33 protein-coding genes are annotated in these 24,375 nt (G+C 51.8%); 3 read left to right on the top strand and 30 right to left on the bottom strand.

The window, feature by feature from the left end:
• Window positions 1–2 precede the first annotated feature (2 nt).
• The 30 genes from Q1L34_RS12050 to Q1L34_RS11895 form a co-directional block, all read right to left on the bottom strand.
• Window positions 3–3,416, bottom strand: coding sequence for a tape measure protein (locus tag Q1L34_RS12050; RefSeq protein WP_327204530.1), 3,414 nt, complete (start codon window positions 3,414–3,416; stop codon window positions 3–5).
• A gap of 71 nt (window positions 3,417–3,487) precedes the next feature.
• Complete coding sequence (locus tag Q1L34_RS12045) at window positions 3,488–3,994, bottom strand: hypothetical protein (RefSeq protein ID WP_071359451.1); 507 nt, start codon at window positions 3,992–3,994, stop codon at window positions 3,488–3,490.
• 105 nt (window positions 3,995–4,099) lie between these two features.
• Complete coding sequence (locus Q1L34_RS12040; RefSeq protein ID WP_071359933.1) at window positions 4,100–4,480, bottom strand: lipoprotein; 381 nt, start codon at window positions 4,478–4,480, stop codon at window positions 4,100–4,102.
• A gap of 80 nt (window positions 4,481–4,560) precedes the next feature.
• Complete coding sequence (locus Q1L34_RS12035) at window positions 4,561–5,256, bottom strand: DUF6246 family protein (RefSeq protein WP_327204529.1); 696 nt, start codon at window positions 5,254–5,256, stop codon at window positions 4,561–4,563.
• 59 nt (window positions 5,257–5,315) lie between these two features.
• Complete coding sequence (locus tag Q1L34_RS12030) at window positions 5,316–6,080, bottom strand: immunoglobulin domain-containing protein (protein ID WP_327204528.1); 765 nt, start codon at window positions 6,078–6,080, stop codon at window positions 5,316–5,318.
• 57 nt (window positions 6,081–6,137) lie between these two features.
• The gene (locus Q1L34_RS12025) at window positions 6,138–6,521 is read right to left on the bottom strand and encodes a phage tail termination protein (protein WP_049264433.1); all 384 of its coding nucleotides are present in this window, start codon (window positions 6,519–6,521) and stop codon (window positions 6,138–6,140) included.
• Window positions 6,518–6,886 carry an HK97 gp10 family phage protein gene (locus Q1L34_RS12020; protein ID WP_132468084.1) on the bottom strand — a complete coding sequence of 123 codons (369 nt, stop codon included), beginning with the start codon at window positions 6,884–6,886 and terminating at the stop codon, window positions 6,518–6,520. Before Q1L34_RS12020 ends, Q1L34_RS12025 begins: the two co-directional genes overlap by 4 nt.
• 2 nt (window positions 6,887–6,888) lie before the next feature.
• Window positions 6,889–7,251 carry a hypothetical protein gene (locus tag Q1L34_RS12015; RefSeq protein WP_316935722.1) on the bottom strand — a complete coding sequence of 121 codons (363 nt, stop codon included), beginning with the start codon at window positions 7,249–7,251 and terminating at the stop codon, window positions 6,889–6,891.
• A gap of 10 nt (window positions 7,252–7,261) precedes the next feature.
• The gene (locus Q1L34_RS12010) at window positions 7,262–7,534 is read right to left on the bottom strand and encodes a ubiquitination-like system serine protease family protein (protein ID WP_249415881.1); all 273 of its coding nucleotides are present in this window, start codon (window positions 7,532–7,534) and stop codon (window positions 7,262–7,264) included.
• A 210-nt stretch (window positions 7,535–7,744) separates the two neighbouring features.
• On the bottom strand, window positions 7,745–8,125 hold the full coding sequence (locus Q1L34_RS12005; RefSeq protein ID WP_132468088.1) for a DUF7370 family protein: 381 nt from the start codon (window positions 8,123–8,125) through the stop codon (window positions 7,745–7,747).
• Between the two features lie 2 nt (window positions 8,126–8,127).
• Complete coding sequence (locus tag Q1L34_RS12000) at window positions 8,128–8,496, bottom strand: hypothetical protein (RefSeq protein ID WP_325065657.1); 369 nt, start codon at window positions 8,494–8,496, stop codon at window positions 8,128–8,130.
• Window positions 8,497–8,505: 9 nt separating this feature from the next.
• Window positions 8,506–9,582 (bottom strand): major capsid protein, encoded by a 1,077-nt coding sequence (locus tag Q1L34_RS11995; RefSeq protein WP_088911433.1) that lies wholly within the window; start codon window positions 9,580–9,582, stop codon window positions 8,506–8,508.
• Window positions 9,583–9,593: 11 nt separating this feature from the next.
• Window positions 9,594–10,034, bottom strand: a complete 441-nt coding sequence (locus tag Q1L34_RS11990) for a hypothetical protein (protein ID WP_063159381.1) — start codon at window positions 10,032–10,034, stop codon at window positions 9,594–9,596.
• Between the two features lie 3 nt (window positions 10,035–10,037).
• Entirely contained in the window at window positions 10,038–11,423 is a 1,386-nt protein-coding gene (locus tag Q1L34_RS11985) for a DUF2213 domain-containing protein (RefSeq protein ID WP_237184846.1), read from the bottom strand.
• A 70-nt stretch (window positions 11,424–11,493) separates the two neighbouring features.
• Complete coding sequence (locus Q1L34_RS11980; RefSeq protein WP_327204527.1) at window positions 11,494–11,718, bottom strand: hypothetical protein; 225 nt, start codon at window positions 11,716–11,718, stop codon at window positions 11,494–11,496.
• A 52-nt stretch (window positions 11,719–11,770) separates the two neighbouring features.
• Window positions 11,771–12,769 (bottom strand): phage minor head protein, encoded by a 999-nt coding sequence (locus Q1L34_RS11975; RefSeq protein ID WP_327204526.1) that lies wholly within the window; start codon window positions 12,767–12,769, stop codon window positions 11,771–11,773.
• Window positions 12,732–14,153, bottom strand: a complete 1,422-nt coding sequence (locus Q1L34_RS11970) for a DUF1073 domain-containing protein (protein ID WP_434064499.1) — start codon at window positions 14,151–14,153, stop codon at window positions 12,732–12,734. Before Q1L34_RS11970 ends, Q1L34_RS11975 begins: the two co-directional genes overlap by 38 nt.
• Before the next feature lie 11 nt (window positions 14,154–14,164).
• Window positions 14,165–15,637, bottom strand: a complete 1,473-nt coding sequence (locus Q1L34_RS11965) for a terminase (RefSeq protein ID WP_327204525.1) — start codon at window positions 15,635–15,637, stop codon at window positions 14,165–14,167.
• Entirely contained in the window at window positions 15,637–16,239 is a 603-nt protein-coding gene (locus Q1L34_RS11960; RefSeq protein WP_200555983.1) for a hypothetical protein, read from the bottom strand. The genes Q1L34_RS11965 and Q1L34_RS11960 overlap by 1 nt, the downstream gene beginning before the upstream one ends.
• 431 nt (window positions 16,240–16,670) lie before the next feature.
• Window positions 16,671–17,132, bottom strand: coding sequence for a lysis protein (locus tag Q1L34_RS11950; RefSeq protein ID WP_160873131.1), 462 nt, complete (start codon window positions 17,130–17,132; stop codon window positions 16,671–16,673).
• 88 nt (window positions 17,133–17,220) lie between these two features.
• A complete protein-coding gene (locus Q1L34_RS11945) occupies window positions 17,221–17,718 on the bottom strand; it encodes a lysozyme (protein WP_160873169.1) in 498 nt (165 codons plus the stop codon).
• Complete coding sequence (locus tag Q1L34_RS11940; protein ID WP_327204524.1) at window positions 17,696–17,965, bottom strand: phage holin; 270 nt, start codon at window positions 17,963–17,965, stop codon at window positions 17,696–17,698. Before Q1L34_RS11940 ends, Q1L34_RS11945 begins: the two co-directional genes overlap by 23 nt.
• Window positions 17,966–18,593: 628 nt before the next feature.
• A complete protein-coding gene (locus Q1L34_RS11935; RefSeq protein WP_046852423.1) occupies window positions 18,594–19,415 on the bottom strand; it encodes an antitermination protein in 822 nt (273 codons plus the stop codon).
• A 115-nt stretch (window positions 19,416–19,530) separates the two neighbouring features.
• Window positions 19,531–19,890: a RusA family crossover junction endodeoxyribonuclease gene (locus tag Q1L34_RS11925; RefSeq protein WP_046852422.1), complete on the bottom strand. Its 360-nt coding sequence runs from the start codon at window positions 19,888–19,890 to the stop codon at window positions 19,531–19,533.
• A complete protein-coding gene (locus Q1L34_RS11920) occupies window positions 19,887–20,183 on the bottom strand; it encodes a DUF1364 domain-containing protein (protein WP_046852785.1) in 297 nt (98 codons plus the stop codon). Before Q1L34_RS11920 ends, Q1L34_RS11925 begins: the two co-directional genes overlap by 4 nt.
• A complete protein-coding gene (locus Q1L34_RS11915) occupies window positions 20,176–20,391 on the bottom strand; it encodes a hypothetical protein (protein ID WP_327204523.1) in 216 nt (71 codons plus the stop codon). The genes Q1L34_RS11920 and Q1L34_RS11915 overlap by 8 nt, the downstream gene beginning before the upstream one ends.
• Window positions 20,391–20,990, bottom strand: coding sequence for a DUF1367 family protein (locus Q1L34_RS11910; protein ID WP_046852420.1), 600 nt, complete (start codon window positions 20,988–20,990; stop codon window positions 20,391–20,393). Before Q1L34_RS11910 ends, Q1L34_RS11915 begins: the two co-directional genes overlap by 1 nt.
• 47 nt (window positions 20,991–21,037) lie before the next feature.
• A complete protein-coding gene (locus Q1L34_RS11905) occupies window positions 21,038–21,340 on the bottom strand; it encodes a hypothetical protein (protein ID WP_406947160.1) in 303 nt (100 codons plus the stop codon).
• Window positions 21,341–21,992: 652 nt separating this feature from the next.
• On the bottom strand, window positions 21,993–22,310 hold the full coding sequence (locus Q1L34_RS11900) for an energy transducer TonB (protein WP_048619430.1): 318 nt from the start codon (window positions 22,308–22,310) through the stop codon (window positions 21,993–21,995).
• Window positions 22,311–22,440: 130 nt separating this feature from the next.
• Window positions 22,441–22,707 carry a hypothetical protein gene (locus tag Q1L34_RS11895; protein WP_046852418.1) on the bottom strand — a complete coding sequence of 89 codons (267 nt, stop codon included), beginning with the start codon at window positions 22,705–22,707 and terminating at the stop codon, window positions 22,441–22,443.
• A gap of 541 nt (window positions 22,708–23,248) precedes the next feature.
• Here Q1L34_RS11895 and Q1L34_RS11890 point away from each other — a divergent pair.
• Genes Q1L34_RS11890 through Q1L34_RS11880 form a run of 3 tightly spaced genes read left to right on the top strand, consistent with a single transcriptional unit; the run spans window position 23,249 to window position 24,302 of the window.
• Entirely contained in the window at window positions 23,249–23,647 is a 399-nt protein-coding gene (locus tag Q1L34_RS11890; RefSeq protein WP_046852416.1) for a hypothetical protein, read from the top strand.
• Window positions 23,635–23,910, top strand: a complete 276-nt coding sequence (locus Q1L34_RS11885; protein ID WP_046852415.1) for a hypothetical protein — start codon at window positions 23,635–23,637, stop codon at window positions 23,908–23,910. The genes Q1L34_RS11890 and Q1L34_RS11885 overlap by 13 nt, the downstream gene beginning before the upstream one ends.
• An 8-nt stretch (window positions 23,911–23,918) precedes the next feature.
• A complete protein-coding gene (locus tag Q1L34_RS11880) occupies window positions 23,919–24,302 on the top strand; it encodes a hypothetical protein (RefSeq protein WP_072067802.1) in 384 nt (127 codons plus the stop codon).
• The last annotated feature ends 73 nt before the right edge of the window (window positions 24,303–24,375 follow it).

Below are 24,375 nucleotides of genomic sequence, written 5' to 3'. Positions count from 1 at the left end.
GTTTAGTAGTCGCCTGATGCTTGCCGGCGGAGGCCGTAGGTCGATTCCATCTGTCCAGACATGGGCCCACCGCTTTGCAGATCAGTAACAAACGTCTCAATCAGCAACTCGCTACCGTTCTGAGTGCTGCGAGTGTCAACCTGCACGCCGCTGGCGTAGTTGTAGACGTTATTGGTCACCTGCAGTGCCCCGCCTCCGCCAGAACCGCGCAAATCCTTATTGCTGATGACGGAGCCGTTATCGCCGGGGATCATGTACTGGCTGCCATTACTGGCCTTGTAAATTTCAGGCATGCCACCTTCGCCTACCTGGTACATCGCGCCCGCAGAGACTGGCCCGCCGTTTTTGCGCTTTCCGGCAAGCGAAGATCCAACAGCAAGGGCAGCGATCAACGCACCGAGTCCAATCGCAACAGCGCCGCCAAACGAGCCGATAGACGCAACAAGTGCCGCTGGCGTCCACGCCGCTGTTGTCGCCGCTGCTGATGATGTACTGGCCGCGGTCGTCGTTGCCAATGAACTGACCTGTGCAGCTGTTGTGGTAGCAATTGCAGCATTCTGCGCCGTAGCCCCCATGATTGCAGATTTGGCCTGCTGGATCCCCATCTGAACGAACGTGTTGATAACATCATTCAGAATGGTGTTGCCGATCGACTGGAGTGCATCCGATGCAGACATGCTGCCGGTGATTATTCCGGTAAGCGCATTGGATGCCTGATTGCCAAATGCGTCGACCGCAGCGCCAAGGGCCTCATAACCTACGCTCTGCTGGGTGAACAACGCCCATTGCGCATCCGTCCTGTCTTTTTCGTACTGCATATCAGCTGCATTTTTCAGCATCAAAGCCTGGTTGTGAGCAATAACACCTTGCTGTTCATACTGCTGAATTAGCGCAAGTTGCTGAGCATGCTGGTTAGCCAAGTTCTGGACCGGATCCACATCTCCAGCGGCCTGCTGCTGCGGTGTTACAGCCTGTTGAGAACGGATTTTCGCGAGATTAGCCTGGTGCTGGGCCTCCAGTTGTTCACTGGTTTGATCGTACTGCTGCTGGGTAATTTTTTTTGCGGCCAGTGCAGTCTGTAGGTCCTTTACATCCTGCGTGTAAGATGCATTTTCTCGGGCTTCAGGGAGCAGTTTTTCAGCCGCTGCCTGAGCCCTGATGGCGTTCGCTGTATCCCATTTTGTTGCTGCGTACTGACCGGCCAAAGCTACTTGTTCTTGTGTCGCACCCTTGCCGAGCGAAAGCTGGGCTGTCAATATAGCCTGCTCTCTACTTAACTCCGTCGTCGAATCTGCCGCTAAATCAGATTGTTGTTTAAGATTTGCAAGCTTCTGAGCAACAGACTCCTGCTGATTTCCCAGCTTTTTGGCTTCTGATGCTGCTTCCTTAGTCACCTTTTTGCTGTTTTGCTGCGCCTGTTGGGCATCATATTCAGCGGCCGCCCTGTCACGAGCAAGGTTAACATCTGCTTCAGAGCCTCCGAGCTTCCTGATATCCTGCTCAGCTCTTAATTGCGCTCGTTTCCTGTCATTAAGCTCGCTCTGCAGCGTTACCTGATCCTGTAACTTATCCAAGTATTCCTGAACATCTTTTGGGCGCTCAACCATGAGGCTGCTGGAATTGAATTTGTCTTTTGCCTTGGCGGCAAAATTAATCATATCCCCCAACTTGCTCATCATGCCGGCAGCAATTCCCGCTTCCTGACCATCCCTGCGAAGCAAATCAATACCTTGCTTCATAGTTCCGTTTAGCGTAGCTCGACCAATATTAATGGCGTTTTGGGTCTGGCTTAGTCTGTTCTGCGCCTTCTCAAGTTCAAGGGTTGCTATAGCCAGATTATCCTGCGCTCCGCCAAGAGCCTCGGCAGCCTGCCGCCCTCTCGTTGTATTGGTACCCCAGTTTGCAATTTCTCTTTGCTGGCGCTGGACCGCAGATGTCGCGTCATTGAATTCCTTTTGTGCGTCAGATACCGCATCACTTAACTCAGGCAGACTCTGACTTAATTTCCCTATCGTCGCCGCCAACTCTGTATGCGACATCGTCTGGAATTTGGAACTCAGTTCGTTAACGCTATCGGCAAGAGCATTAGCATCATTCCTCGCTTCTTTTGCACGCTGAGAGAAGTAGAGAATGGCACTTGCAGCAAGCATTGCCGCGCCAGCAGGTCCACCAATTAACCCAAGCGCTCTGCTAGCAAGGCCCGCACCAGATGAGAGAGCCAGTTGAGCAGCCCTGTTTGCCGCCAATGCACGATTATAATTATCAACTGCACCGGCTGCCGCAATTCTGGCAACGGACAAGCGCTGCTCAGCTGCCGCAGCGTTGGTTTCGCTGATAGCAGTAAGCCGCATCATTTCTGCGAGCCTTATTTCATCTAAGGCCCGTTCTTTTGCGACCGCCGCAGCCATGAGGTCTGCCGCTGCTTTATTCGCGGCAGCTTGAGCTGCTAGTGATTCTTCTGCTGAAAGCGTACGAGATGCGGCAGCTGCTTTAATTTTGGCCGCAGTGGCCATAGTTAAGGCGCCGACATATCGACTCCCAAGAATCGCAGCGACACCTGTCAGTAAAGCGCTCAATCCGCCGATATTTTCACTGATGGTGACGACTGCATCACTGAAAATTGCCGCGCCTGTTTTAACCGTAGAATTTTCGCCGAAGAACTTCGTGATGTTATTGCCAGCAACCTGAAGAGCCTGGCTGATAGTCGTAGTGGTGTTGGCAAATTCAGCACCGATTACACTACCCTGGGAAAGCAGGCCGTTAACCACAACATCTGTCGTTAGCTTTCCCTGTGCCGCCATGTTGCGCATCTGGCCGATGCTGACCCCCATAGAGTCAGCAAGGGCTACGATAAGGCGGTTACCCTGCTCGTTTACAGAGTTGAATTCCTCACCGCGCAACGCGCCAGAGGCCAAGCCCTGAGATAGCTGAATAATGGCATTTTCAGCCTCTTGTGCCGTTGCGCCCGAAACCACAAATCCCTGATTGATAATCGTGGTTAATTTTGCCAGATCTCCAGCGCTGGTTCCGTATTGCCTGGTGGCTCTCTCTAAACGTGCATATAGGGATGCAGTAGCATCCAAGCTGCTGCGAGTCTGCTGCGTGATGTTGAAAACGCGTTCGGTTACATCAGCAAGTTGTTCAGACGGGCGAAGGGAGTTAGATAATTTGTTATTAACCGTGGCCCATGCATCAGCATATTCAGCCACTTGCTGGACAGAAAGAGCTGCTGTCAGTGCAACCGCAACACGGGACAAGCTCGACATCGATCGCTCCGTGGTGTCAATAGAGCGTGATGTTTTATCAAAACCACGCTCCATCAGATCCAGGCGCTGATTTACACGCTGCTGCGAAGTCAGCAGACCGCGTACATCCATCTCAATATCGTAATAAATGCCGCCGGCGTTCTCTGCCATTTGCTTTTCTCCGGGGATAAAAAAACCCGCCGGAGCGGGTTGATAGAATTCTATGAGTTCGCGTGAAGGTACTACCCAGGATAATTATCTAAATTGAACTTAAACTGTTTTTTCCCTTCCTGGTAAAATTCAGCCTCGATAATTACTTGCTTATGAGATTTAATGTTTTTTATGAATCCAGAGGGTGCTGAGAAGAAAATCACGTCAGCGCTGCCATCAGCAGCTTCATTCATTGAATATGTTTTTATCTTGTCTTGATCGAACTTAACAGACACATGGCAACCATCATACGAGTTACATAAAAACTGGCCTTTACTTATAAGTAACAGCGCCTCTGTTGGCATCAACTCCTCCGGCTTCTGACCCTTTTTCAAAGTGGTCTTTTTGGAGCGTAGGACAATTGACAGTTCAGAACCACCGTTATAGGGAAAATCAAAATCGGCAGAATTTTCAGAGTCAAGTGTTAGAAACTTCTGAGCTGTACCACGCATTTCATCGTTTTGATATGAAGGCGTCCAATCTTTTGCGTGTGTGCTAAATGCAACCAAAGCTATTGCTGCAAAAATAAATTTTTTCACATCCCTATCTCCATTGGTTTATTTTGGAACAGATTAGCAGGGATGTCTCAGGATTCAATGCAACCAGAAGCAAAAAACCTCACCGAAGTGAGGTTATCTTTGTGCTTAGTCGGCCCAGCCTGTCTTTGTGTTAATCGCCGACTCAGCCATCGTATACTTCGCCACAACGTCATCCTTAAACAGGATCGTGAGCTCTTTCTTTGTCCCGTTCGTACCGTTATGGAAAAGCCCATAGAACGGAATGAATGAGGTGCCATTAACTTTCACTTTAGCGAAGGAATACTTCCAGATTTCATTACCGCCGTCGGTATAAGACACGTTATCAGGCGATCCGAAGGTGTTCTTAACCTCTGCCTTGGTGGTTTTTCCTTCCTGAAGCTTTGACTGGACGCTGGTTTCAGACTCTTTGCTGAGCTGCTGATTTCCTGATGAAGCACAGCCAGCCAGAGTTAAAGCAATCGCAGTTGCGATAAAAATTTTCTTCATTTTATATAATCATCCCAATGGTATTGTCGGGATAAATCCTAACAGGGTTGTTTCTGGCAACAAGCCCACAAATTTGGTCGTTATCGTGGCTTTTCTTTCTCCATCATCGCCTGCCACCGGCGATCGTCTTCGTCCATAACCGTGTCGTACTCTTCGCGCGTAAAGCCTTTCTGGTTCGGGTATTTGGCGTTGAGCATCATCGCGAATTCCGTCATCGTCAGGTTTTCGGCCTCCTCCCGGCTTATGCCGAAGTGGTTGCGGGCCGCCATGATGTAATCGGCAGCGCGGAATTCCGAGGTAGTTTCGTTGCTTTCATGGCGCTGCAGCTGGCGAATCTTCGCCTTGCCAACGATGCCGTGCATCATCAGGTTTTGCGCGACGATGACCATGCTCTCCGGCGGCATGCTGCCAGGGCGCCAGACGAAACCGCGTTTGCGCCCTTTCCCTGGGCGCATCCAGCCGACCAGATCACCGATGTCGTCGTCGCAGCAGGCCGTGAGCACCGTATGTGCCGCCATGATTGCTTTGCGAGTCAGTAGCCCACTTTGGATGTATCGCAGCACGCAATCAGGGAGACGGCTGTAATCGTCACGGATATAGGCCTCTGCCGCGCGCTGCACTAATGGCGTCGCCTCATCGTTGCACAGGTCATAGAACGTTTGAACGATTTCGGCAGGCTCGCCGATACGCGCCATATTGCGGAATGACGGTCTGAAAAAGAATTCCCGGTCATCGGTACCAATAAGGCATTCGCCTAATTCTTTAATGGGGGTCATAGTCGCTCCATAAACAGTATCAAGGGCGCAGAACGCCCTTTGTACTATTCACGCGGCAGTTAGCTGATCGTGACCGTGCATGCCACTGAGGTGATTTTGACTGGCGTCGCTGCAGAGTCAGTAACTTCGCAGGTATATACTCCTGCATCACCAGACACGGCGCTGGCCTTGTTAAACGTGGCTGTGGTTTGACCGCTGACAACGGTGCCGTCTTTTTTCCACACATAGGTGTATGGAGACGTGCCGCCTTCGACGACCACCGGCATGTTAAGAGCGGAGCCGGTAGCAACAGATTTTGACGCCGTCAGGTTCGTGGTAAACGCCAGTGCCGGGCCAGCGACTTCAAATACGACGGTGTCAGCATCGTAGACTTTCCATTCACCAGAGAAAGTGGAAATATCGGTTGTACCGAAGTCACCAGACCAGGATGTGGTGTTGAAGTACCCCATGATGTAGGTTCCGGCATCCTCGCCCACAAAGTCGAAGCGGAGCCACAGTGTCGGCTGGCGACCGGCCTGCACTTCATCGAAAATATATTTCGAGATTGCGATGGCGCCGACTTCCGTCGTTTTGTCCTGTTTGCGGAACTCACCTTCACCGGAGATGGTGAAATCCATGTTGTTGACCAGGTTCTCAACCAGCCCTTTCGTATCGTCTGCCTCAGAGCTGACGGTATTCATGGAGTAGTCGAAACCTTTCGTGGTTAGCGCGCCCAGGCGCTTATATTCGGAAAGAGCCGGAATAGTATCAGCACAGCCCATAGCCGCGCGGAGCACCGCCACTTTGCCGATCAGCTTGCCGGTATCATTAGCACAGCCTTGCATGTGTACCTCTCAAATAAAAAAGGCCGCCAGATGGCAGCCTGCTAGTGATTCTGGCGATTATTCGCCGTATGTGCATGAGACGAGCAGCCGGGTTACTAACCGGCCCTCTTCGGTGGATATTGGCGCCGGAACATTGCCGACAAGACTCAGCGCGCCTACGCAGTCATCCGCGCCAGATTGTGCACTGATGTATTCGACGATGGCGTTAACCGCGGCGTCAGCAGCGTCAGGATTCGATTTCGATGAAACGACATCGACCATCACATACCAGTCACCGCCGCGGTCGTACTCGATATTGGTACCGCCAGAAGGTCGAAATACGATGAACTGATCGGCATCCTTGCCGGTGTCGCGCCATTGCCGCCACTGCACCTTAAACCCGGAAGTTAGCCCTTCGTCTACAAACAGGTCCCTCAGGCGCATATACATCGCAGGTGTCATAGCGAAAGCTCCTTTTTAACCGCGGCATCAATCTGGCTGCGGGTATCCTCGAAGCCCTTCGTTAAGAACTCTTTCTGCGCCGATGCGCGCCGGAAAGTTTGCTTCACTTCCGGGTCGTGAACAAACACCGCATAAGACGCCGTGTAGCCAACGCGCCCGGTCACCCGCACACCATTAGCAGTGATTTCCCGGAACTGGCTATTGATGAGCGTCGACGTATCGATCGGGGTGTAAAGTGATGCCTGAGCACTACCGATGAGCATCGCCGACTGCAACGCGCGCACAACTTTTCGCCCCTGCACATCCTTAATGATGCGGTCGAGATTGGCCTTAGCCTGGCGGATACCGCGAACTTTAGCGCCCATGATCAGACTCCCGTAATCAGCGCAAAATCATCAGCCAGTCGTTCGAACGTATCGGCGAACTGAACAATCTGGCGTATCTCGTCGGCCTCGTCCGGTGGCGCCACTGCTGAAGACGCGCCAATCAGGATGTAATCCCCCTCCCGCGCAGTTGCGTACTCGGTCCATATCGTGTTTTTAACCACGATTTCCCGGCCGATGTCGCCAATCTTCGAAGACAGGCCGCCCTGGTAGTCGCAGAGGATAGCGATCGGCGCTTCCCATCCGTACGGCTGACCTCCGCCGTCGGTATCACTACCGTCGGCATCGCGTATGCGCCGCCAGATTGTCGCTGTCGCAGTGTATGACCAATTAGCAACGCTAGACATCGCTCACTCCTCAAAGCTCTGGTAGCAGCACCGTCATGCCTGCCATGCTGTGTGTGCAGTCATTCAGATATTGAATCTGCCCGTCGGTCACAAATGAATGGCAAGTGAACGGCTTGTCTTTCGTGGCGTCATCAAATTGTTCTGGGTCATCACTGGGCATGAAGCCAGTAACCAAAACGCTGGGAGTAAGCGTCGGCTTATCCAAGCTTCCATTCCAGCCCCATCGAGGGCCTTCGCCATTGCCAACCTGCACTACATGGCGACTGCCGCATCCAGGACACATGAACGACAATCGGTTATCGCTCGCCTTCCTCACTCGCTCAGTCATCTTTCCACCTCAACACCTTTGCGCCTGTAGCCTGTATGCGAGGGCAGTTAATCATCCACTGCCCGGCACCGTTAACGTATGCCGTCGTTTGCTGCCCGGTATCAGTCATGACCCACACCCGGGTGAACGTGCGCGGCAGCCGCTGCTGTACTGAAATCCAGGCCATCAGCAGCCGCCGACGACCAGAAACAGGCCCACGCTGTTACCGGCGCTTATAGGCAACTCACTGGTGCAGCCGCTGGTATCCAGTTTCGCCAGCGAGTCACGCAACCAGGTAACCCCGTCTTCGCCGTAATCGAATGAGCGCGACGCCCCTGATGGCGCCCCCTGCGATTTTATTCGCCGGGCACCGGAAGAAGTCGCCATGAGCGCGGCGGCATACATCAGGATGAGCTTTGCGGTGCATTCGTCATATCCCGCACCATCGAGGCACGGGATAATTTTGTTCACTACGCAGAGAATCGGATCGAGCAGCGCGCCGGGAATGGCGTAACCCAACTCACCGAGGAACGCCTGCACGTCTGCCGCCGTGATTGGGTCAGCCATGGTTACTTGTCCTTTTTGGTCGCTGCTGCCAGTGCCGCTTCAGCTTCGTCAGCTCGCTTAACCTCAGCTGCCAGAGCGTCTGCGTGGGCCTTATCTTTCGCTTCAGCTTCATCAGTGAGCGTTTTCACCAGGTCGAGAGCTTCGTCGAGTTGTTTCAGGATGCCGGATGCATCTTTACTTACCGGCGCAGACGGAGTAGCCACCTCAAAGACAAGCTTTTCACCCTTCTTCTCGGTGGATTTCTCAACCTTGCCCTGCTCAATCCACTTTTCAGCGATCGAGTCATCGACGTCATAAATCTGTCCAGCCTCCAGCTTTTGAAGGCTGGCACCGGCAAAGAGGTTTGCTACCAATACCTTTACGAGTGCCATGTTGTTTCCTTAGCTTGAAGCGTGAATAACAGAGTAGTGACCGTTGATGTCCTGCTTAACCATCAGGCCAGCAGCCCCCCAGGTACGCCAAACGTAATCTGAGTTGTAGAACTGACGCGGATCAGCGACGGTACCGAACGCCTGGCCGACGATAGGAGCAATCACGCCAGCCTGCAGCGGCACGATTACGATTTCGTTGCCGGTCAGCTCAGCATCTTCTTTGATTGCCGTGATGCCTGACAGCTTGGAGATCTCTTCCAGCACAGTGCGGAGAGAGTTCACATCGAAATACTGTTCCCAGTTGGACATGATTTCGCTGGAGACGTACCACGTCTGCTGCCCGTACTGCTTGTTTTGCAGCTTGAGGACGTCACGCAGGGCGATCGCCGCCGCACGCATGGCTTTCGGGTCGGTGCTGGTTGCGAAGTTAACGGTCAGCGTTACCTGCGCCACACGCTCATCGTGACGCAGCCCCTTCCAGGTTTTGTCATCGAATTTGATGTAGTTACCTGCCGCATCGCGGAAACCTTCCCAGATGTAGTCGACATACTGCCGACGCACATCATCTACTGAACCGGCCTGAGCATCCGCCAGGGATGAGAGCGCGGAGCCTTTGTTGAATACCGGGTCACGCCAGTTGAACTTAAAGCCACTGTCGTGGATCGGCACCATGGTGCCATCGAAGGTGTAAGACTTCGCATCCAGCGCAGCACCAATCTGACCGGACATTGAGGTGTGCGCCCAGCCTCGGCCGCCGGTGCGAGCGTACTCGTACACAGACTCTTCAAGACGAACAGAACGAGACAGCGGCATCAGGTCGTTCAGCAGCGTGAATTCGGTGTTCGGCTCGAATTGCTTCAGCACGGTCTGGTCATATGCCTTGTACAGACGGCGGATATCGTCGACTGCGTTTACTGCGTCCAGTACCGGCGCATTTGCCGCTTCACCGCGAACACGGGTACGAGCAATAAAGTCTGCCACGGCCTGAGCGCTGGAATTACGAGCGAACGTCAGTTCATTGAACTGAGCCATGTTGGCTTCGAGGTTCCCGGTTTCGGTCGCCTGCTTAGTGGAGAATACAAACATTCAGGTGCTCCTTATTTAATGACAACGCGCAGGAGCTGGCCTGCTGTCGAAATGGTGTATGAGCGGTCTTCCTCTACGTAGCAGCGGACCGATTCATCAGTGCCGACAGCTTTAACGCGACCGTTGGCCACAGAGAGAGGCTGCCCTTTTGTGTAAGTGCCTGCTGCAGCGGGAACGTTGAAGAAAACGCCAGGGGTTGGGTGGAAAGCAACAACCCAGTCGCCAGCCTTGATGACGTCATCTACGGTTTTGCAACGCAGGTAGTCATAGTTGGCTACGTAGAGGATCGCGGCTTCATTGCCATCCACGGAGGCGGTGAATTTCTTCGTGGTGTTGTCGAAGAAGCCAATCGTACCGGGAGGAGTATCAGCGGCTGCAGCACCTTCACGGTGAAGTTGTGGGTTCGCGAAGATACCGCCTGCGTGAATTACGTGTTTTCCGTCTTTAGCCATTTTTTACTCCGGCATTTCGCTGAAAGAATCGTTGTTGTTGACCTGGCGGAATGCACCATTCAGGCCGGTAGAGGTCTGGCACTGAGCAAACAGGCCATCAAGGGCGGCGCCGTCGAGAGCATTCACAGCGAGGTCGTCCAGCCCAAATTTCGCTTTTACGACCGCGCGTTTTTCGCCCTTCTCTTTGTCAGAGTTGGCGGTAAGACCAGACTTAACCGCCGCGAGATCGTCAGCAAAGGGCTTAAACCATGCTGGTGCTTCTTCGCTGTTGCTGGCCTGCTCTTTTTTCTTAGGCTTGCCGGTGGCGGGGTCGATTTCGTCGATGCCTTCTTTCTTGGCTGCCGCCTTCTCTGCCGCTAACTGGTTGTAAGCATCCATCAGCTCGGCATCGGACTTGCCTTCAGTCGGCTTACCCGCGGCTTGCAGCGCATTGATAATCAGTTCTTTCATCGGATCGTTCTCTCCGTTGGTTTTAATCTCGTACTCAATGGGTTTGCGCACGACTTCTACAGGTTCGCCGACGAACACGGCTTTACCGTCGTCATCGATTAGGTACTTCTGTTTGAAATACTTGGCTTCATCGCGGTAGATGAAGTTGTCTGGCCATACCGATTCGGGCCAGAGCCACTTATCATCAGCCCGCCCTTCGTGGAGCTTGTCGCTGATGGCGCGCTGGATATCGTCGAAAGAGAAATTCGAGGCGTTGGTAAAGAAGAACTTCGTTTTGTTGAGCAGGCCCTCGCGGGTGCAGTCCGCGGCGTCAGAGAGCAGAGCAACCTCAATCTCCACCTCTTCGCCTTCGGAGTTCACGAAAATGCCTACGCCCTCAGATGGCGTTCCAGCGCCAGGCTCATCGAGCAGCACCGCGACATGGTCAAACATCATGTTGGTGGCGATCTCGTTGTACTTTTTGCCTTTCGACTCACCGTTGGCGGCGATGCCGGAATACAGCAGGCCGGTTGAGATGTGGATAGGTTCAGAGTTAGTGCCGGCGATCATCTCATCCAGGCGGTTAATCAGGCGCTTGCCCTTCTCACTGGATTCGGCGTACTGGCGGTCGATATACATATCGCCGCTGACTTTTCCGTCTTTGTGGCTGACGTTCTGGAGCCATGCGCCGACATGGTAGTTATTCACCGCCCGGACATCGCGCGCAGAAACATGCTTGCCATCCACCTTCGGGTGGCCCAGCGGCATCGGGTTGCGCTCCAGCGTGTTGTAGGCCTTTTCGATTTCTGCTGCCGGGTACAACTTCCGGTTCATCACAATATCGTCCACGACAGGCGTGATGCCGCGAACCACGATATGTGGCTTGCCGTCGATGGTTTCAGTTGTGATGTTTGAAGCGGAGTTGACGACGGTCAGCACGTTAACGCGGTTGCGTTTCATGCTGGGTCCTCATTGGTGGATTTCGGGCAATAAAAAAGGCCGCCGAAGCGACCTTATAAAATAACGATTGCTAAAGCTTGCTCTTCGCCGCAGTTACAATCCCGTTAAATTCAGCACAAGCTTCAGTGAGTGTCTTAAAGTATCTCGTGTAGAAAGCGTCTTCTCCATTATAGAAGTAAACCGAAACATCGAAGATCTCTTCATCACCTGTATCAATTGAGAGTTCTACGCGAAACTGGGTTCTTCCCTCGAGCCAAATAAAACTTTTCAGTGTTGCCTGGATAACATCTTCCATAGTTCACTCCACTTAGATATGAAATCATGTGCAAATGGACTATAAAGGCAACTTACTGGCCACTCCAATTTATTCTTTCTTTCTGCAGTTTTTCAGCAAGCCCCTGATTGAAAATGCTTCCGTCGTCATTAAGCAGCACCGGAATCTGGCTGCAATAGCAGTTGTACCGGTTGCCGTTCTCGGCGTAGAAGTCTCGCACCTGCTCGGTGGTGTACACCTTGCCGTGACGACTGGCGTGCCAGCTGCACGTCGTTGGCTTGAGCGCCGACAGCCACAGCAGTCCAGTATTCAGCCCAAGCCGATCCGCCGCCCAGTCCGTTTCGTTCCATTGTGCCTGTCGCAGTGCGCCGACCTGCTCAGTCTGGGCGATGCTTTTCGCCCGTGACATCGAAACATCAAGGCGCTTGCTGACGATGCTGGCCGTTTCTCGGGGGTTAATTCCCCGGCCTATCGTGTCGGCAATGACGTTAGCGAGATCGGCTCTCGCCGAATCGCTTATCCCCTTCCAGTCGCTGTACGTGCTGATGTAGGCACTAGCGATCTGGTTCTGGTACGCCGGACTGGACAGTAGTTGCTGCAGCGTCGTCTGGCTGGCGTATGCCGGAGACTGTACCGACAGATTCGTGAAGGCCTGCTGAGTTCCTCGCTCATACTCTGCGGCGACATAATCCAGCGCCCAGAGGTTCTGGCTGCCACCGCCCAGCAGAGCATCGTCCAGAATCGTTTGCACAATCTGGAGAAGGTCGGCTAACTGCGCCGCTGTCATGTCGTAAATGTAGGTGCCGGCGTTAACCTGGTAGATCGACGGCTCAGCACCTTCGTTATTGCAGATCAACCATGAACGTTCGCCGTTAACCTCCCGCTGCCGGCCAGTCAGACGTTGGTCAAACAACTCTTTCAGCCGGTGCTTGATATCCAGATACCGGCCTTCGATATCCTGAAACATCCTACTGACTGGTTTAGCTGATTGCGTGGGGTCGACTTTGCTGCGGGGGATTATCGGCGTACCGACTTTACTCTTTTGCTCCTGGTTCATCGGAAAGAGGATCATCGGTTGTCACCTTGTCGTCGGGGTTGGGCGGAGTGACCTCTTTGCGGGGTTCAAGCTCACCGACTGCCCTTACTTCGTTCTCATCGACCGCCGGGGTGCCGTAGGCTTGCTGAGTTTTCTGTGCCACATCAGCCATAGTCGCCATGTTTGCGAGCTTTTCTTTCTCGCTCGGAGCCAGTAAGTCAGACCATGCCAGAGTGACCTCACCAGACTTCGGTGGGTCGATAATGCCGATAGTCCAAAATCGCTCTATCACACGCGTGATTACGTCGGACATAAAACCCCAGCGACGCGCGTTGCATCGGTTAGCCCAGGCCGTTTTATCTTCCTCTGATGCGAGGTTACCGGTCTGCTTGCCAAACAGGATGTTAAACGGGCACTGAATCGTCGAAGCGAATGAGTTTGCCGATACTGTCCAGGTTGGGGTTGGGTCAGCAGCAGCGACAGAGAGAACGCTAGCTTTCCCTGCCTGCATAGCAATTGCCGCATCCGTACCGCGGTTAAGCTTATTCACCTTGTCATTCATCGCATCACCGAGGCTGTCATATCCAGCATCCTTGGCTTGCTTGATGAGCGTGTCAATTTGGGTGGCGGCGTCGAACTCCATCGCCAGTTGACGACTGGCGTTCTTCAGGAACCCCTCAGCACTGCCGCCTTTCGTCTTCTCGATATCAAGGAGGTCATTGTAGCCGGCCTCAAGAAGAGGGATTCCCGACAGGATATTTTCATCTTCGGAACCTTCACAGAGCAGAATGATGCGGTCCGGATGCACCTGAACAGAACGAGGGCTGCTATATGTGCCCTCGTCGCCTATCGGTTGTTCATTGAACTGATAGCTGACCGGCTGCCCGTAGGTTTCTGACCAGGTATCAATATCAAGGTTGCCGGGTTTGACTTGCGGTTCCCAAGCCGGGATGAGCTTAACCAGCGCAGCAATGCCAAGCTTTTGGACCAGCTCCACATCAACAGGCTCGCTCCAGTCTCGGCTATCCTTAACCTGAATCAGAAGCGCTGAGTAACGCCCGACCATATTGCGGCGATCGGCGTCTTTGATTTTTGCCCAGTGCTTTTTCATCAGTTTGGTAACTGACTTTTCCCAGGGAGTAGTTTTGGTCGACTCCTTGTCTTCGTCACCATCGATAATGGTCGGCCTGTCCATCCAGCAGGAATCCAGCAATTTATGGACAGCTGCAAAACCGGTTGAGCCGCGGCGATACTGGCGATAGAAATTGTCGAAAGTGAGCGTGTCCGGGTAACCGAACTCATCCCATAACTTGGTCCGTTTGACGTTGCCATTACGCCCTGCGTAGAGCATGCGCTGGCGCCCGATAGCATCAGCAAGGGCATTAACGAGGAATTGTTCCCCGGTGCTTAATTCACTCACTGATGAGCTCCTTAGAAGAATACTGCGCCGACCTGCTTGTGGTTGTTCTTCGCCACTGCAAAGTAACGGAAGCCGTCAGCACCGTGTGATGTGAAGTCATGAAGCGGTTTATCTTTCCAGCACCCGCGCTTGTCATCCCACTCCTTGCGATAGCCCTCAAGGTGGGAAATGCCTTCAGCGCATTTCTCTTCATCGAAAACACAGGATGGGAGGATTTCACGCACCGACTCAATGCCGGTATCAACACCGACTTTTGGCACCACCTGGAATGTCATGCTGTAAACCTGACCATCGATCTCATACCCCTCGCGGGCAAGCTCTCTGCGGGATTTGGCATCAGCACCGAATTCACGGTTATCAATGTCGTGCGGCCCCCAGTGCTCACCGTACTCATAGCCGCGGTCTTTCAGCACCTTCATGTAGTGCCTCAGGCCCTCGCCAGAGTTTTCGTAGTAGTCGATGATGTGGAACTCTTCACCGACCTCGCGAACAAACCAGATGGCCGTAGAGTCGCCAACACCAATATCCCAGAACGTGTGAACCGGTAGATGCGAGTTATCAGGAATCTGGCCGATCCGCTTATTGGTGTAGAGCCAGCGGAACTGTTTGGCGTAGTAAGCACCCTCGACCGACTGCTGGAATGCCTCGGCCGGAATGGTCGGGTATTCGCGCTTCATGTCGTCGCCGAGCGTCTTCTCTTTGGCGTAATACCACGCCTTTTGCCGTTCGTTAACGACTACGCCGTGTTTCGCTTCCATTTCAGCGAAGTAATCGACCAGGCGCTGCGGTAGTGGCTCTACCGGATCGATTGCGTACTGCGGGTTCTTCCACCACGAGAAGAAGAAAAACTTCCAGTCGAGCGGAGAAAGGGCTTTACCCTGAAGCAGCGCTTTCTCTGCCGTCTGGCAATAATCGAAGAAGTACCCGGCACGCCCTTCCGCCGTGCTCTCGATGGTCGCGAAGCATCCCGTTGATACCGCCTCAAATGCCCCAGTGACGATTTCGCGGGCTTTATCTGGATACTTGGCACATATCTTCCCGAACTCGGAAACGTGCAGGTAACGCAGCGTACCGCCACGAAATGAGGTGCTGACGTAGAGTGATCCGCCCTTCTTAAAGACCAGCTCGCCAGCTGAGTCGTTGCTCGCCGGATTGGCCGCCTTTATCTCGGCCGGTAGCTTGTCGTAGGCATATTTCACCTTTTCGCGGAACAGGCGCTTTGCATCATTCAGCGTGTGGGCGATCAGCGCGCACTTCGCTGACTCGAACAACGCAGCGTCGAGCTGGATAATGCACACCTCAGTCGTGAAACCGAGCTGACGAGCTTTCAAGATGATGTTGCGGGTGTGAATCCCCTCGAAGTATTCCCGCTGCTCCGGCGTCATCCGGAAGCGCGTGGGCTTTCCCTCTTTGTCGGTGATCCAGTAAAGGTTATTCAGCCGCCAGTCTTTATCGCCCAGCAGCTTGAGGTGCTCAGGTTTCATTACGCCCCCTGAGACAAGGAATCCATCAGGTCAGAGAGTTGTTTAACCGAATTGTCGCCTTCCGGCCCGTCGATGTCGTAAGCCTGGCGCTCGAGTCCTATCAGGTTCTTCAGCGCGTCGCTCAATGCCTTCACTGATTTCACTCTCTCCGGCATGCTGATCACCTTGTGGTAAATCTCGTTCAGCTTGTCTTGCCCTTTATCGTCAGGGTCATACATCAGCTCTCCGAGCTTCTCCAGAGAGGCAATGTCGGCGCACTCAGCACCCAGCTCATCAAACAGGGCATTGGTTATCTGTCGGGCTCGCTTAATATCGCCGCGGTGCTCCATGCGTACCGTCGCAATCACCTCGGCTGTAGCCTCGATCAGTACGCGTTCCGATAAGGTCGCTTCAGTGCGTACCTGTTTGCGTACCTCTGCTTTGCGTACCAAATCGTCAGCGCGCTCTTTTACCTTCGCTGCGAGGTCACGAGACCAGTCGTCACGCTTGGCGCGCTTACGGATAGCGCCTTCGCTAATGCCGTGTTGCGCTGCAATTTCACGGAGGGACATCATCCCGGCCCGGTATGCCGACTCGATGGCCTCCCAGTCCGGTGTTGCCATAATTTTGTCCTCGCCTTGACATTATCGAAGCCACTCGCTGAATGGCTCCTGTAATGCCCAATAAAAAAGGCCGCATCAGCGACCTTAGTCTTTGTATTTTTTATTCGAAACCTTACTGGTTCAGTCATGTATAGAACCATCCTAATACACCAGTAATAATTGCAATAACGATAAACGTGATTGCTGTTTTACGCATTAGTACACCGTAAAATGCCAATGACATCCCGATACACAGAACTATCAAAACTGGCCACATGCTGAGTAAAAGCAATAAGTAAGCCTCGATACCGCTGTGAATAATCATATTTACCCCAAAAATCCGAAAATCTGACCTTCCATAGCTCTTACACTTCATCACACGAGAATATGTAACTGCCCCTAGTGTAATCGGACATTATCACATGCACCCGGTGAATGCCTGCTGTAATGTCCTACCTAAGGCACTGCGTGCGGATGTAGTCCTGCAGGTAGCTCACTTGCCCGGTGATGGTGACGATTCGCTCTCTGAGGGTGAAATAATCCCGTTGAGCGGAGTCTGTAAGTCGGGGGCCGGAAGCATTGCCCACGCCGCCGGTGCCGGTCGTTCCGTTCGTTGGGCAGGTGGCGTTGAGCTGCAGCCGACGCTTGCCAGAAGCAACATCACGCTCAAGCTGATCGATAGTGGCTTTAGCATCTGCCAATGCTCCTGTGTATTTGGCATCCAGCGCAGCTACGTCACGCTGGCGGGTTGTCATGTCGGTGATGGTGGCGCTCGCCAGATTGAGCGCTTTCGTTTTCTCATCGCGCTGCCTTTTGAACTCGGTGGCGTTGGTGTGGTAGCGATTAGCTAACCAACCAAGACTGACTATCAGGCAGATGACAACTGCGCTGATAATGGCGGTTAAGCGGCTCATGACGTGATTACTCCGACAGCCAGAAACCACGGCCATGCATCGTTGCCATTGAAGGCGAGAAGCGCTGCAATAAAGAAGCAAACCATGCTCATTTCTGCCCCCACAGACAAACTTCGCGCTCAATCTCGCGCCGAGTTACCAAGCCCTTCCAGACAACCTTCTTGGCATAAATCCAGACACGCAGTTGGTCGCATGCGCCTTTCTGGTCGCCCTGGTTGATTTTGCGCAGCAGCGTAGAGGTCTGGAAATTACCAGCACCGACGTTGTACGCGAACGAGTACAGCGCCCCACGCATCGTTTCTGGGATCGGCTGTTTGATATACGGGTTAATCTGGCGGGCGACGGTGTTGAGGTCTTTATTGAGTAGCGCCCGACACTCTGCCTCGGAGTACTTCTTGCCGAGCATGATGTCTTTGCCAGTGTGGCCATAACAGACAGTCCAGACGCCTACCACATCCTGATAGGGGTCGTATCGCACACCTTCAAGACCATCGTTACCGGTCGGGCCAGTGATGAGCGCAGAAGCAATGGCAATAGCCCCGCCACCTAAGGCAGCAATAACACTATTCCTCAGCTTTGGTGACATAGCCATTCAGCCGATCCTCCCGCTCCTTCCGCCGGTAATACCAGTTCACGCCGCAGGTAATAACAGTGCATGCAATACCGACAACGATCGCCCAGTCACTCAGGCTCATACCCGCCACTTTGTCGGCCAAAATCCATACCTCTGTTCTCGATACGTCGGCATACGCCTTTGCTGAAACACCGCAGCCCGTTAATGCGGTCCCGGTGCCGTATGAGAGTCTGCTGTAAATGGTGCTCATTCTGGTCATAGCCTCACCTCCGTTGATGACGGATGGCGCTGTGTGTATAGAGAAAGGCCGCCAGATGGATTTACGACAACACACAGAGTGAGTGACGTTCTGGCGGCACAAATAGAAAAGGCCGAACAAATGCGCGGCCTTTATATGTCTGAGCAAAAAAAAGCCCACTCGTCGAAGTGGGCAAAATGGTAGTTTGTTCAGTGGAGGTTACACTGCCAGCTCTGCCACAACGTCTTATGCACGTTATTTCAGGATTTAGCGAAACGATGCAACCACACAAAAAGTATAGTACGTAAAACAAGAAAAACATGGAGTGTGGTGCCGGGTGCCTCCCGGTAAGTCGCCGCCAGTCCACAGACGACTCGCAATGCGCAAAAAAACATATCAGACTGGCAATGCCCCTCCGCATAGGGGGATTCACCACACCAGAAATTTAACATCTGGCAATTCTAGATTCAATACAATACGGCGATGTGACAGGGGTACTGATGCAATGCATCTCGCGAATCCCCTGTCGTATCGCCGGAAAACAAAAAGCCCCGGCGTTTGCCGAGGCTCTTAAATTTCGTCTTCAACGGTGAACATACAATGCCCATCGTTAGAACAAATTAACACGGATTCGGGAAAAGTAAATATCTCAGCGCGTTATTTGTTTGAGTTGTGCCTCTGCCCAGGCCTCCTCTATATCGAATTTAGTGATCAGCACGTCGAAGAACGGCTTAACCGACTTCTTCCAGGTATCCATGGTGATGGTATCCGTTATCTGGCAAATGGCACTGTGCACAGCAGTGGAGAGGATTCGCTCATACCCTCGACCGCCGCAGCGTTTGCAGTTACCCATGACAGGTACGCCCTGCCTTTCCGTTTCGACCTGGTTCACCACCCGGCCCCGGCCGTGGCAGTCATTACAGGCGGCACTGACGGTCCCTTTTCCATGGCACTTTTGGCAGAGCACCCGAACCTGCTCCCGGACCGACTTCACCTCCTCCCAGTATGATGGGTAGATCCCCTTCGTAACTTTAACCCACTTCGGCGGTTTACCGTCCGGATACGTTACTTTGTTGGTGAACACCTCTGCATCGATGAATCCAGACCCGTAGCAGCCGTCACATGTTTTTTTGCTGGAAGCGCTGCGAGAGTAATCCTCAAAGGCGTACTCTGCGAGGATCCGGATAACCTGGGGTTTTAAGGTTGGCGAGAGCTTTCGCAACGCGGCTACTTTATCGCATTTTGTGAGCGCGTATTCAGCCAGTAGTCCTATAGCCCGCTCCCGGTCATTATTGCTTATGCCCATCTTTCCGAGGAAAGCGCTATACCCCATCGCAGCACGTTCTTGCGTCATCCCCATTGCCGCCATGATGTCAGTGCCGGTCAATGAATCAGAGCCGGTAGCACGCGGAGAATCGCTAATCAGCGTGGATTTTGCGAAGTGGTATTTCACTGTGTTTTCAAGATTCACGCTGCGGCCCTCTTTGGCTGTTTGGTTTTGGTCTGGTTCTGGTTGTGCTTTGCTACTGGCGTCATGCTGGCGCGCTTAACGCTTTCTTCCTGGTATCTGACAATCTCTTCTCTGGTCATCCCGCGCACTCCTCAATGATGATTTGCCCCTTCTCTCCCCATATTTTGGTGATGCGGCAATCCCAGATGTGCGAATCATCATCATAGAGAGCATCCATCAGGGCTTTCAGCATGTTGTCGCAGTCAGGCTTTGACTGATGTGGTTGACCGGCGTACTGGTCCTTCTTTTTCTGGCTCCAGCTTTGCGGCATGGGCAAAACGAACGTAACGTGGGCACCGGACACCGGGAGGTGAATTTTTCGCAGACGGGCTTCATCGCAAAACGCCCGGTAACGCATAACTGCCGGGCGTTGTTTCCACTTATCTGCTCGTGTCATTCGGGGCTTGCCCATGGGGGTGATATCGTAGATTTTCATGATTTAACTAGCCCCTCTTTCCGCCAGATTTCCAGAGTGCGCATTACTCCCTCCGCGTGCATCAGGCGCAATTCATCATGGGTGTAATCGGTGGTTTTCTTTCTACCGTCGATCAGGTCGTGGCAGTTGCTGCAGGCGATCGCCGCCTGGGTGTCATCAGGTTTGCAGCCAATACCGCATGTTCCCGCCAGGCGGTAATGCGCCAGTACGCTGGTGTCCGGATTGCCGTTGCAATAGCCCGGGATCCTGACCGTGCATTCGCGGCCACGTGCCGATTTGCGCAGATTAGCCATCATCACCCCACATCCGGTTGCGCCAGCGGGAATCCGGGCGAGGTGGTTTATTGTCCTCCACCAGCTGCGCGCTGACGGTCCTGGTGAGGAAGTCTTGATTGAGGCTGCGTTCAACACTGATACCACGTTGACGATATTTCGCCATCAGCTCATCGGCCTGCTGCGTTGTGCAGTCGCTATGGTGAAACCACGAATATTTCATCGGCATCACCCCGCGAAGCTCAGAAGCTGGTTTGCGGCGTTTTCGACTTCCATCTGGTTGCCAAAAGAACGGGATAGGATCCAGCGCCAGAGAACATCGAGCGATGCTTTGTATAATTCCTGGAACTCGCATTCATCCATGCTTGAGAAAGAAATGCTGCGGGGATGTTTTTTTAGCGTGCCGTCCGGCAACTGGATGGCGTCATAGTGGCCAGCTTCAACAATGACCCACGCCCGATAGGCGTCGAAGGATTTACAGATGCTGATGCTCCCGGCCCGTTTCTCGGCTATCCGGTCGAGGTATTGCTCCGCGGCATCGAGTAACGCTGATTCATTGCCACCATACGCTGCCAGGTATTTTGCATACCCGGTCACCAGTCGGCGTTCATTGGATGAGATCGCCCCGCCGGTAGGCTCCCAGTATTCAAATCCGAGGTTGAGTAAAGCGAAGAAGCGGCGGTGAAACGCTGGATTTCGGACCAGTCTATACTCGGCTTCCAGGACGGCACCGAGCTTGCATTTTGATTGCAGGAAATCGCTGGTCTCCTGCGTGGCAGGGATCAGTATGCCTTGAGACTGCTTTATCAGGTGTAATTGCTGCGCCATCGTTTTCTCCGGTGGCGCAGTAGGTTAACGGTTGTTCAGGCCGTTGATTACATAATATCAGAAGGTGGCAAAACTCGGTAGCCAAGTCGCTCTGCAAACTTCATAAATCCATTCAGCGTAAAAATCTCTTCATCTGGTAATAATGGGCGCATCGAGATTATGCCATTACCTCTGTAAATCAGATGCCTTCCTTCGGCCGGGAAGCTGCATATAATGGCACCGTCTGATCTCCTAACAACATCATACCAGGAATGATCATCAGGAACCTCAATCCCATCCCCCACATTATCCCCCTGAGCGACATACGCCCCCAAAACGTCCGTTGCTTCATTCATTTCTTTCTTATTCATCAGTCCGCACCTTGTGAATATTTCATAATTCGTAGTTTTTTCTTTTCCTGTACAGGGATGGCTAAAAATGAACTCGCGACGTTCTGGAATACAATGACATATTTAGATCGTCCATCAAGACCCTATTTTCACGGACAAAAGAGAGTGATAATAAAAACACAAACAACACTAAATTCAATGAGTTATTGAAAAACACTGTGTATAGAAAAGTCATTCACATTTTTTCTCTGGCGCAACCCCCTATTTCACTCAGATAGAAGAACCCAGCCAATTTCAGAATTTAATTAATTGCATGTAAAATGGAGCAGCAGAAATCACTGCCGCGACAAAGAATGCACATTTTGTGTAGTGCGCAAGCCCCTATTTAAATTGAGCAGTATTAGAAATCTTTAACAAATGAAAAAAATGCCTAAGCGGATTATTGATGAGTCAGTGTTGAGTCACTGGCGAGGGCAATGGCAGAAACTTTGGTTCTACCTTGTTGTGAGTGTCTTTAAGGGAGGCAGCTATGATGAGTGGCAAAAAAACCGCCGTAGCGGGTTGAGTTATTAGAGTTCTATTAAGCGGTTCAGCTGCATCCACTCAGTAAGTCATCCTAACAAGCTCTTCCTGCACACTGCAGTCACTCGCCATAAAGCCGCAACCCCCCTTCTTAGGGCTTGACTAGGCTGAACTTTATCGAATCCCGATATACACCTGGGTGGCCCGGCTTAAATTTACATTTTTTAATGGCAATCTGAGTTTCCCTGAAAAAAACCTCATCGCCCGTTATGTCTACTGAGTAAACATCGCCTTTGTCATTAACCCACGCCGCATAATCGACACTCCCCTCAATCCTCAATGCCTGAGCCTTGACTGGCATCACTGGCGCAGGACAGTTTATGCGAACAGGTACTATTTCTTTTTTTTCAACAGCAAGCGCCACGTTTGATATAAGGACAGCACAAACCAGAAGTAATGTTTTTCTCATAAACGATACCAATTGTTGTTTTCCTTGCGTCCAAAGTTCACTAATGCGCATTTTGCATGTAAATCCGGAGGGTGCGGCTCCACTTCGACATAAGAAAAATCCCCTCTGGTGTGGAGGGGATTATATATCATTATTTCCCAGCTTTTTTGACCCTGATGACCGATGGCACGCCTACGCCACCAATAACTGGCCCGCCTACGGTCATTACCATGTAGTCATCTTTCACGCCATCGAGTGTTAATGACAACAAATCTTCGGGTCTAACGTCATCGCCAAGTTCAAAATCTTCTTTTCGTCCAGTCTCATTAAACGTCACGGTGTATAGCACTTTTACGCCCCTTAAGCAGGCAAGGAAAAGAGAAACCACATTATCATGCTCACATTCCCAGCTAAACAACTCATTACCTCCTGCGCGGCTTTGCGTTCTGCGGAGGATTTAGCCACTATGCAGCCTCCCGCGCCTGACACATTTCCGGTAAATTAGCCCTCACCAGAGCCTCAGCAAACGGCGGTGGAACGGCATTCCCACAACGTGCTACCTGCTTATCCTTGGCATATTTCACGCCGCGGTTTGAGCATTAGTCGGTAGGTATCGCCATTGGCAAGGAACAGCTTCAGGTGCTGATTTATAGCTGTGAAATTGCCGTTATGCAGCTGTATGCCTTTTTTGGGGGGGAGTTCACGCTTCACCTCCAAAGAGGCAAAACGCAGAATGCAGAAAACCCTCAGCATCGCAGGACACTGACGGCAAAGAAGCGTGTTCAGATTGTTCGCGCATTTAAGTCTCCTCAAATGCGCACAGGTCACCAGAGTTGTTCAGGCTCCAGCCTAGCAATTATGAGCAATTGTTGGATGCAAATCAAAATGCGCCCGAAAAAACTTGCATTGATATCTTTTTGATATCATCATTGGCAGTGAGTTAATCAGGAGTCAAACGTATGCACCCTATCAATAATCTGTACAAACCATCTTGCGATAGGCTGAAAGTTAGCATTACTCGCAGCGTCATGGAGGAACTCCAAAAAAGCTTTGAACGGATGTCTGATTTATATTCTAAATTCTTTGATTTTATTGATAATTTTAAAAGCACGCGGGTGGTGCAGAAACTTTCCGTCAAAAATGAGAAATTCAGCATCAGTATTCCCTTGATAGCACTGATACGCTTAATAACTCGCCTGATCGTATTCAAGATTGCGATCATGTATAAGGTTATGAAACATAAGACAATGGAATATAAAGTCATTTCTAAAATGACCAAAAATCAGCATTGCGACCTTTTAGCTCTAAACAAAATTTTAACATCCGAAATCTTCAAGGAGAATTTATGTCAAGCATAAAAAAGCCTGATAGCTTCCTCCTTAGATTCAAAGAAGAAGATGGTATCAATGGTATCAGTTCTGAGTCCTTTGAAAAATTAATGAAAGCTACCGGCATGAGCAAAACAGACCTCATGCATTTTGCTCTTGTGAGCCTGATGGATAAATACGTTCCAGCTTATGAGCAAGATGAAGGGCCCTTAACTGAGGCTCAATTCCGGATGTTAAAAGAAAGGTCAAAAACCGACCAAGTACCGGATGAGAGTTTCGAAATGCTTTTGTAGGTATAAAAGTGCATTCGAAGATAAAACTGCCAAATCCGGGTGATATCGTCTGGTTTCTTCATCCCGATGATTCAAAAATGAGACCAGGCGTCGTATTGGGTGTATCAAAACGCAAACATGAAGTCATTGTTGCGTTCGGTACAAGCCAAAAGACGCATAAGCTGTATCCATCTGAATTTCTTATTGCGAAGACTGATGGCGATGAGGCTTTTGGCTTGTCCGGGCTAAGCTACGATACTAAATTCGACTTAGCCAGAACATGTATATTGCCTTTCACAACTGAGTTTTTTGCCAAGGCACCGAGAAAAAATAATGTTCCTCCCCCTAAAATGGGCAGTGTTCATATTATGTATAACAACGCAATGCGTAGAGCGAAAGAAAATAGCAAGTGAAACCTAACGGGCTGTAGCGTAATGCTGCAGCCGTTACACTCCATGAAACAATACCTTAGATTATCACAATCGC

This window comes from Klebsiella ornithinolytica, assembly GCF_030505655.1.
Taxonomy (GTDB): domain Bacteria; phylum Pseudomonadota; class Gammaproteobacteria; order Enterobacterales; family Enterobacteriaceae; genus Klebsiella; species Klebsiella ornithinolytica.
The sequence above is the reverse complement of the archived record's forward strand: the minus strand, read 5'-3'. Positions and strand labels throughout refer to the sequence as shown.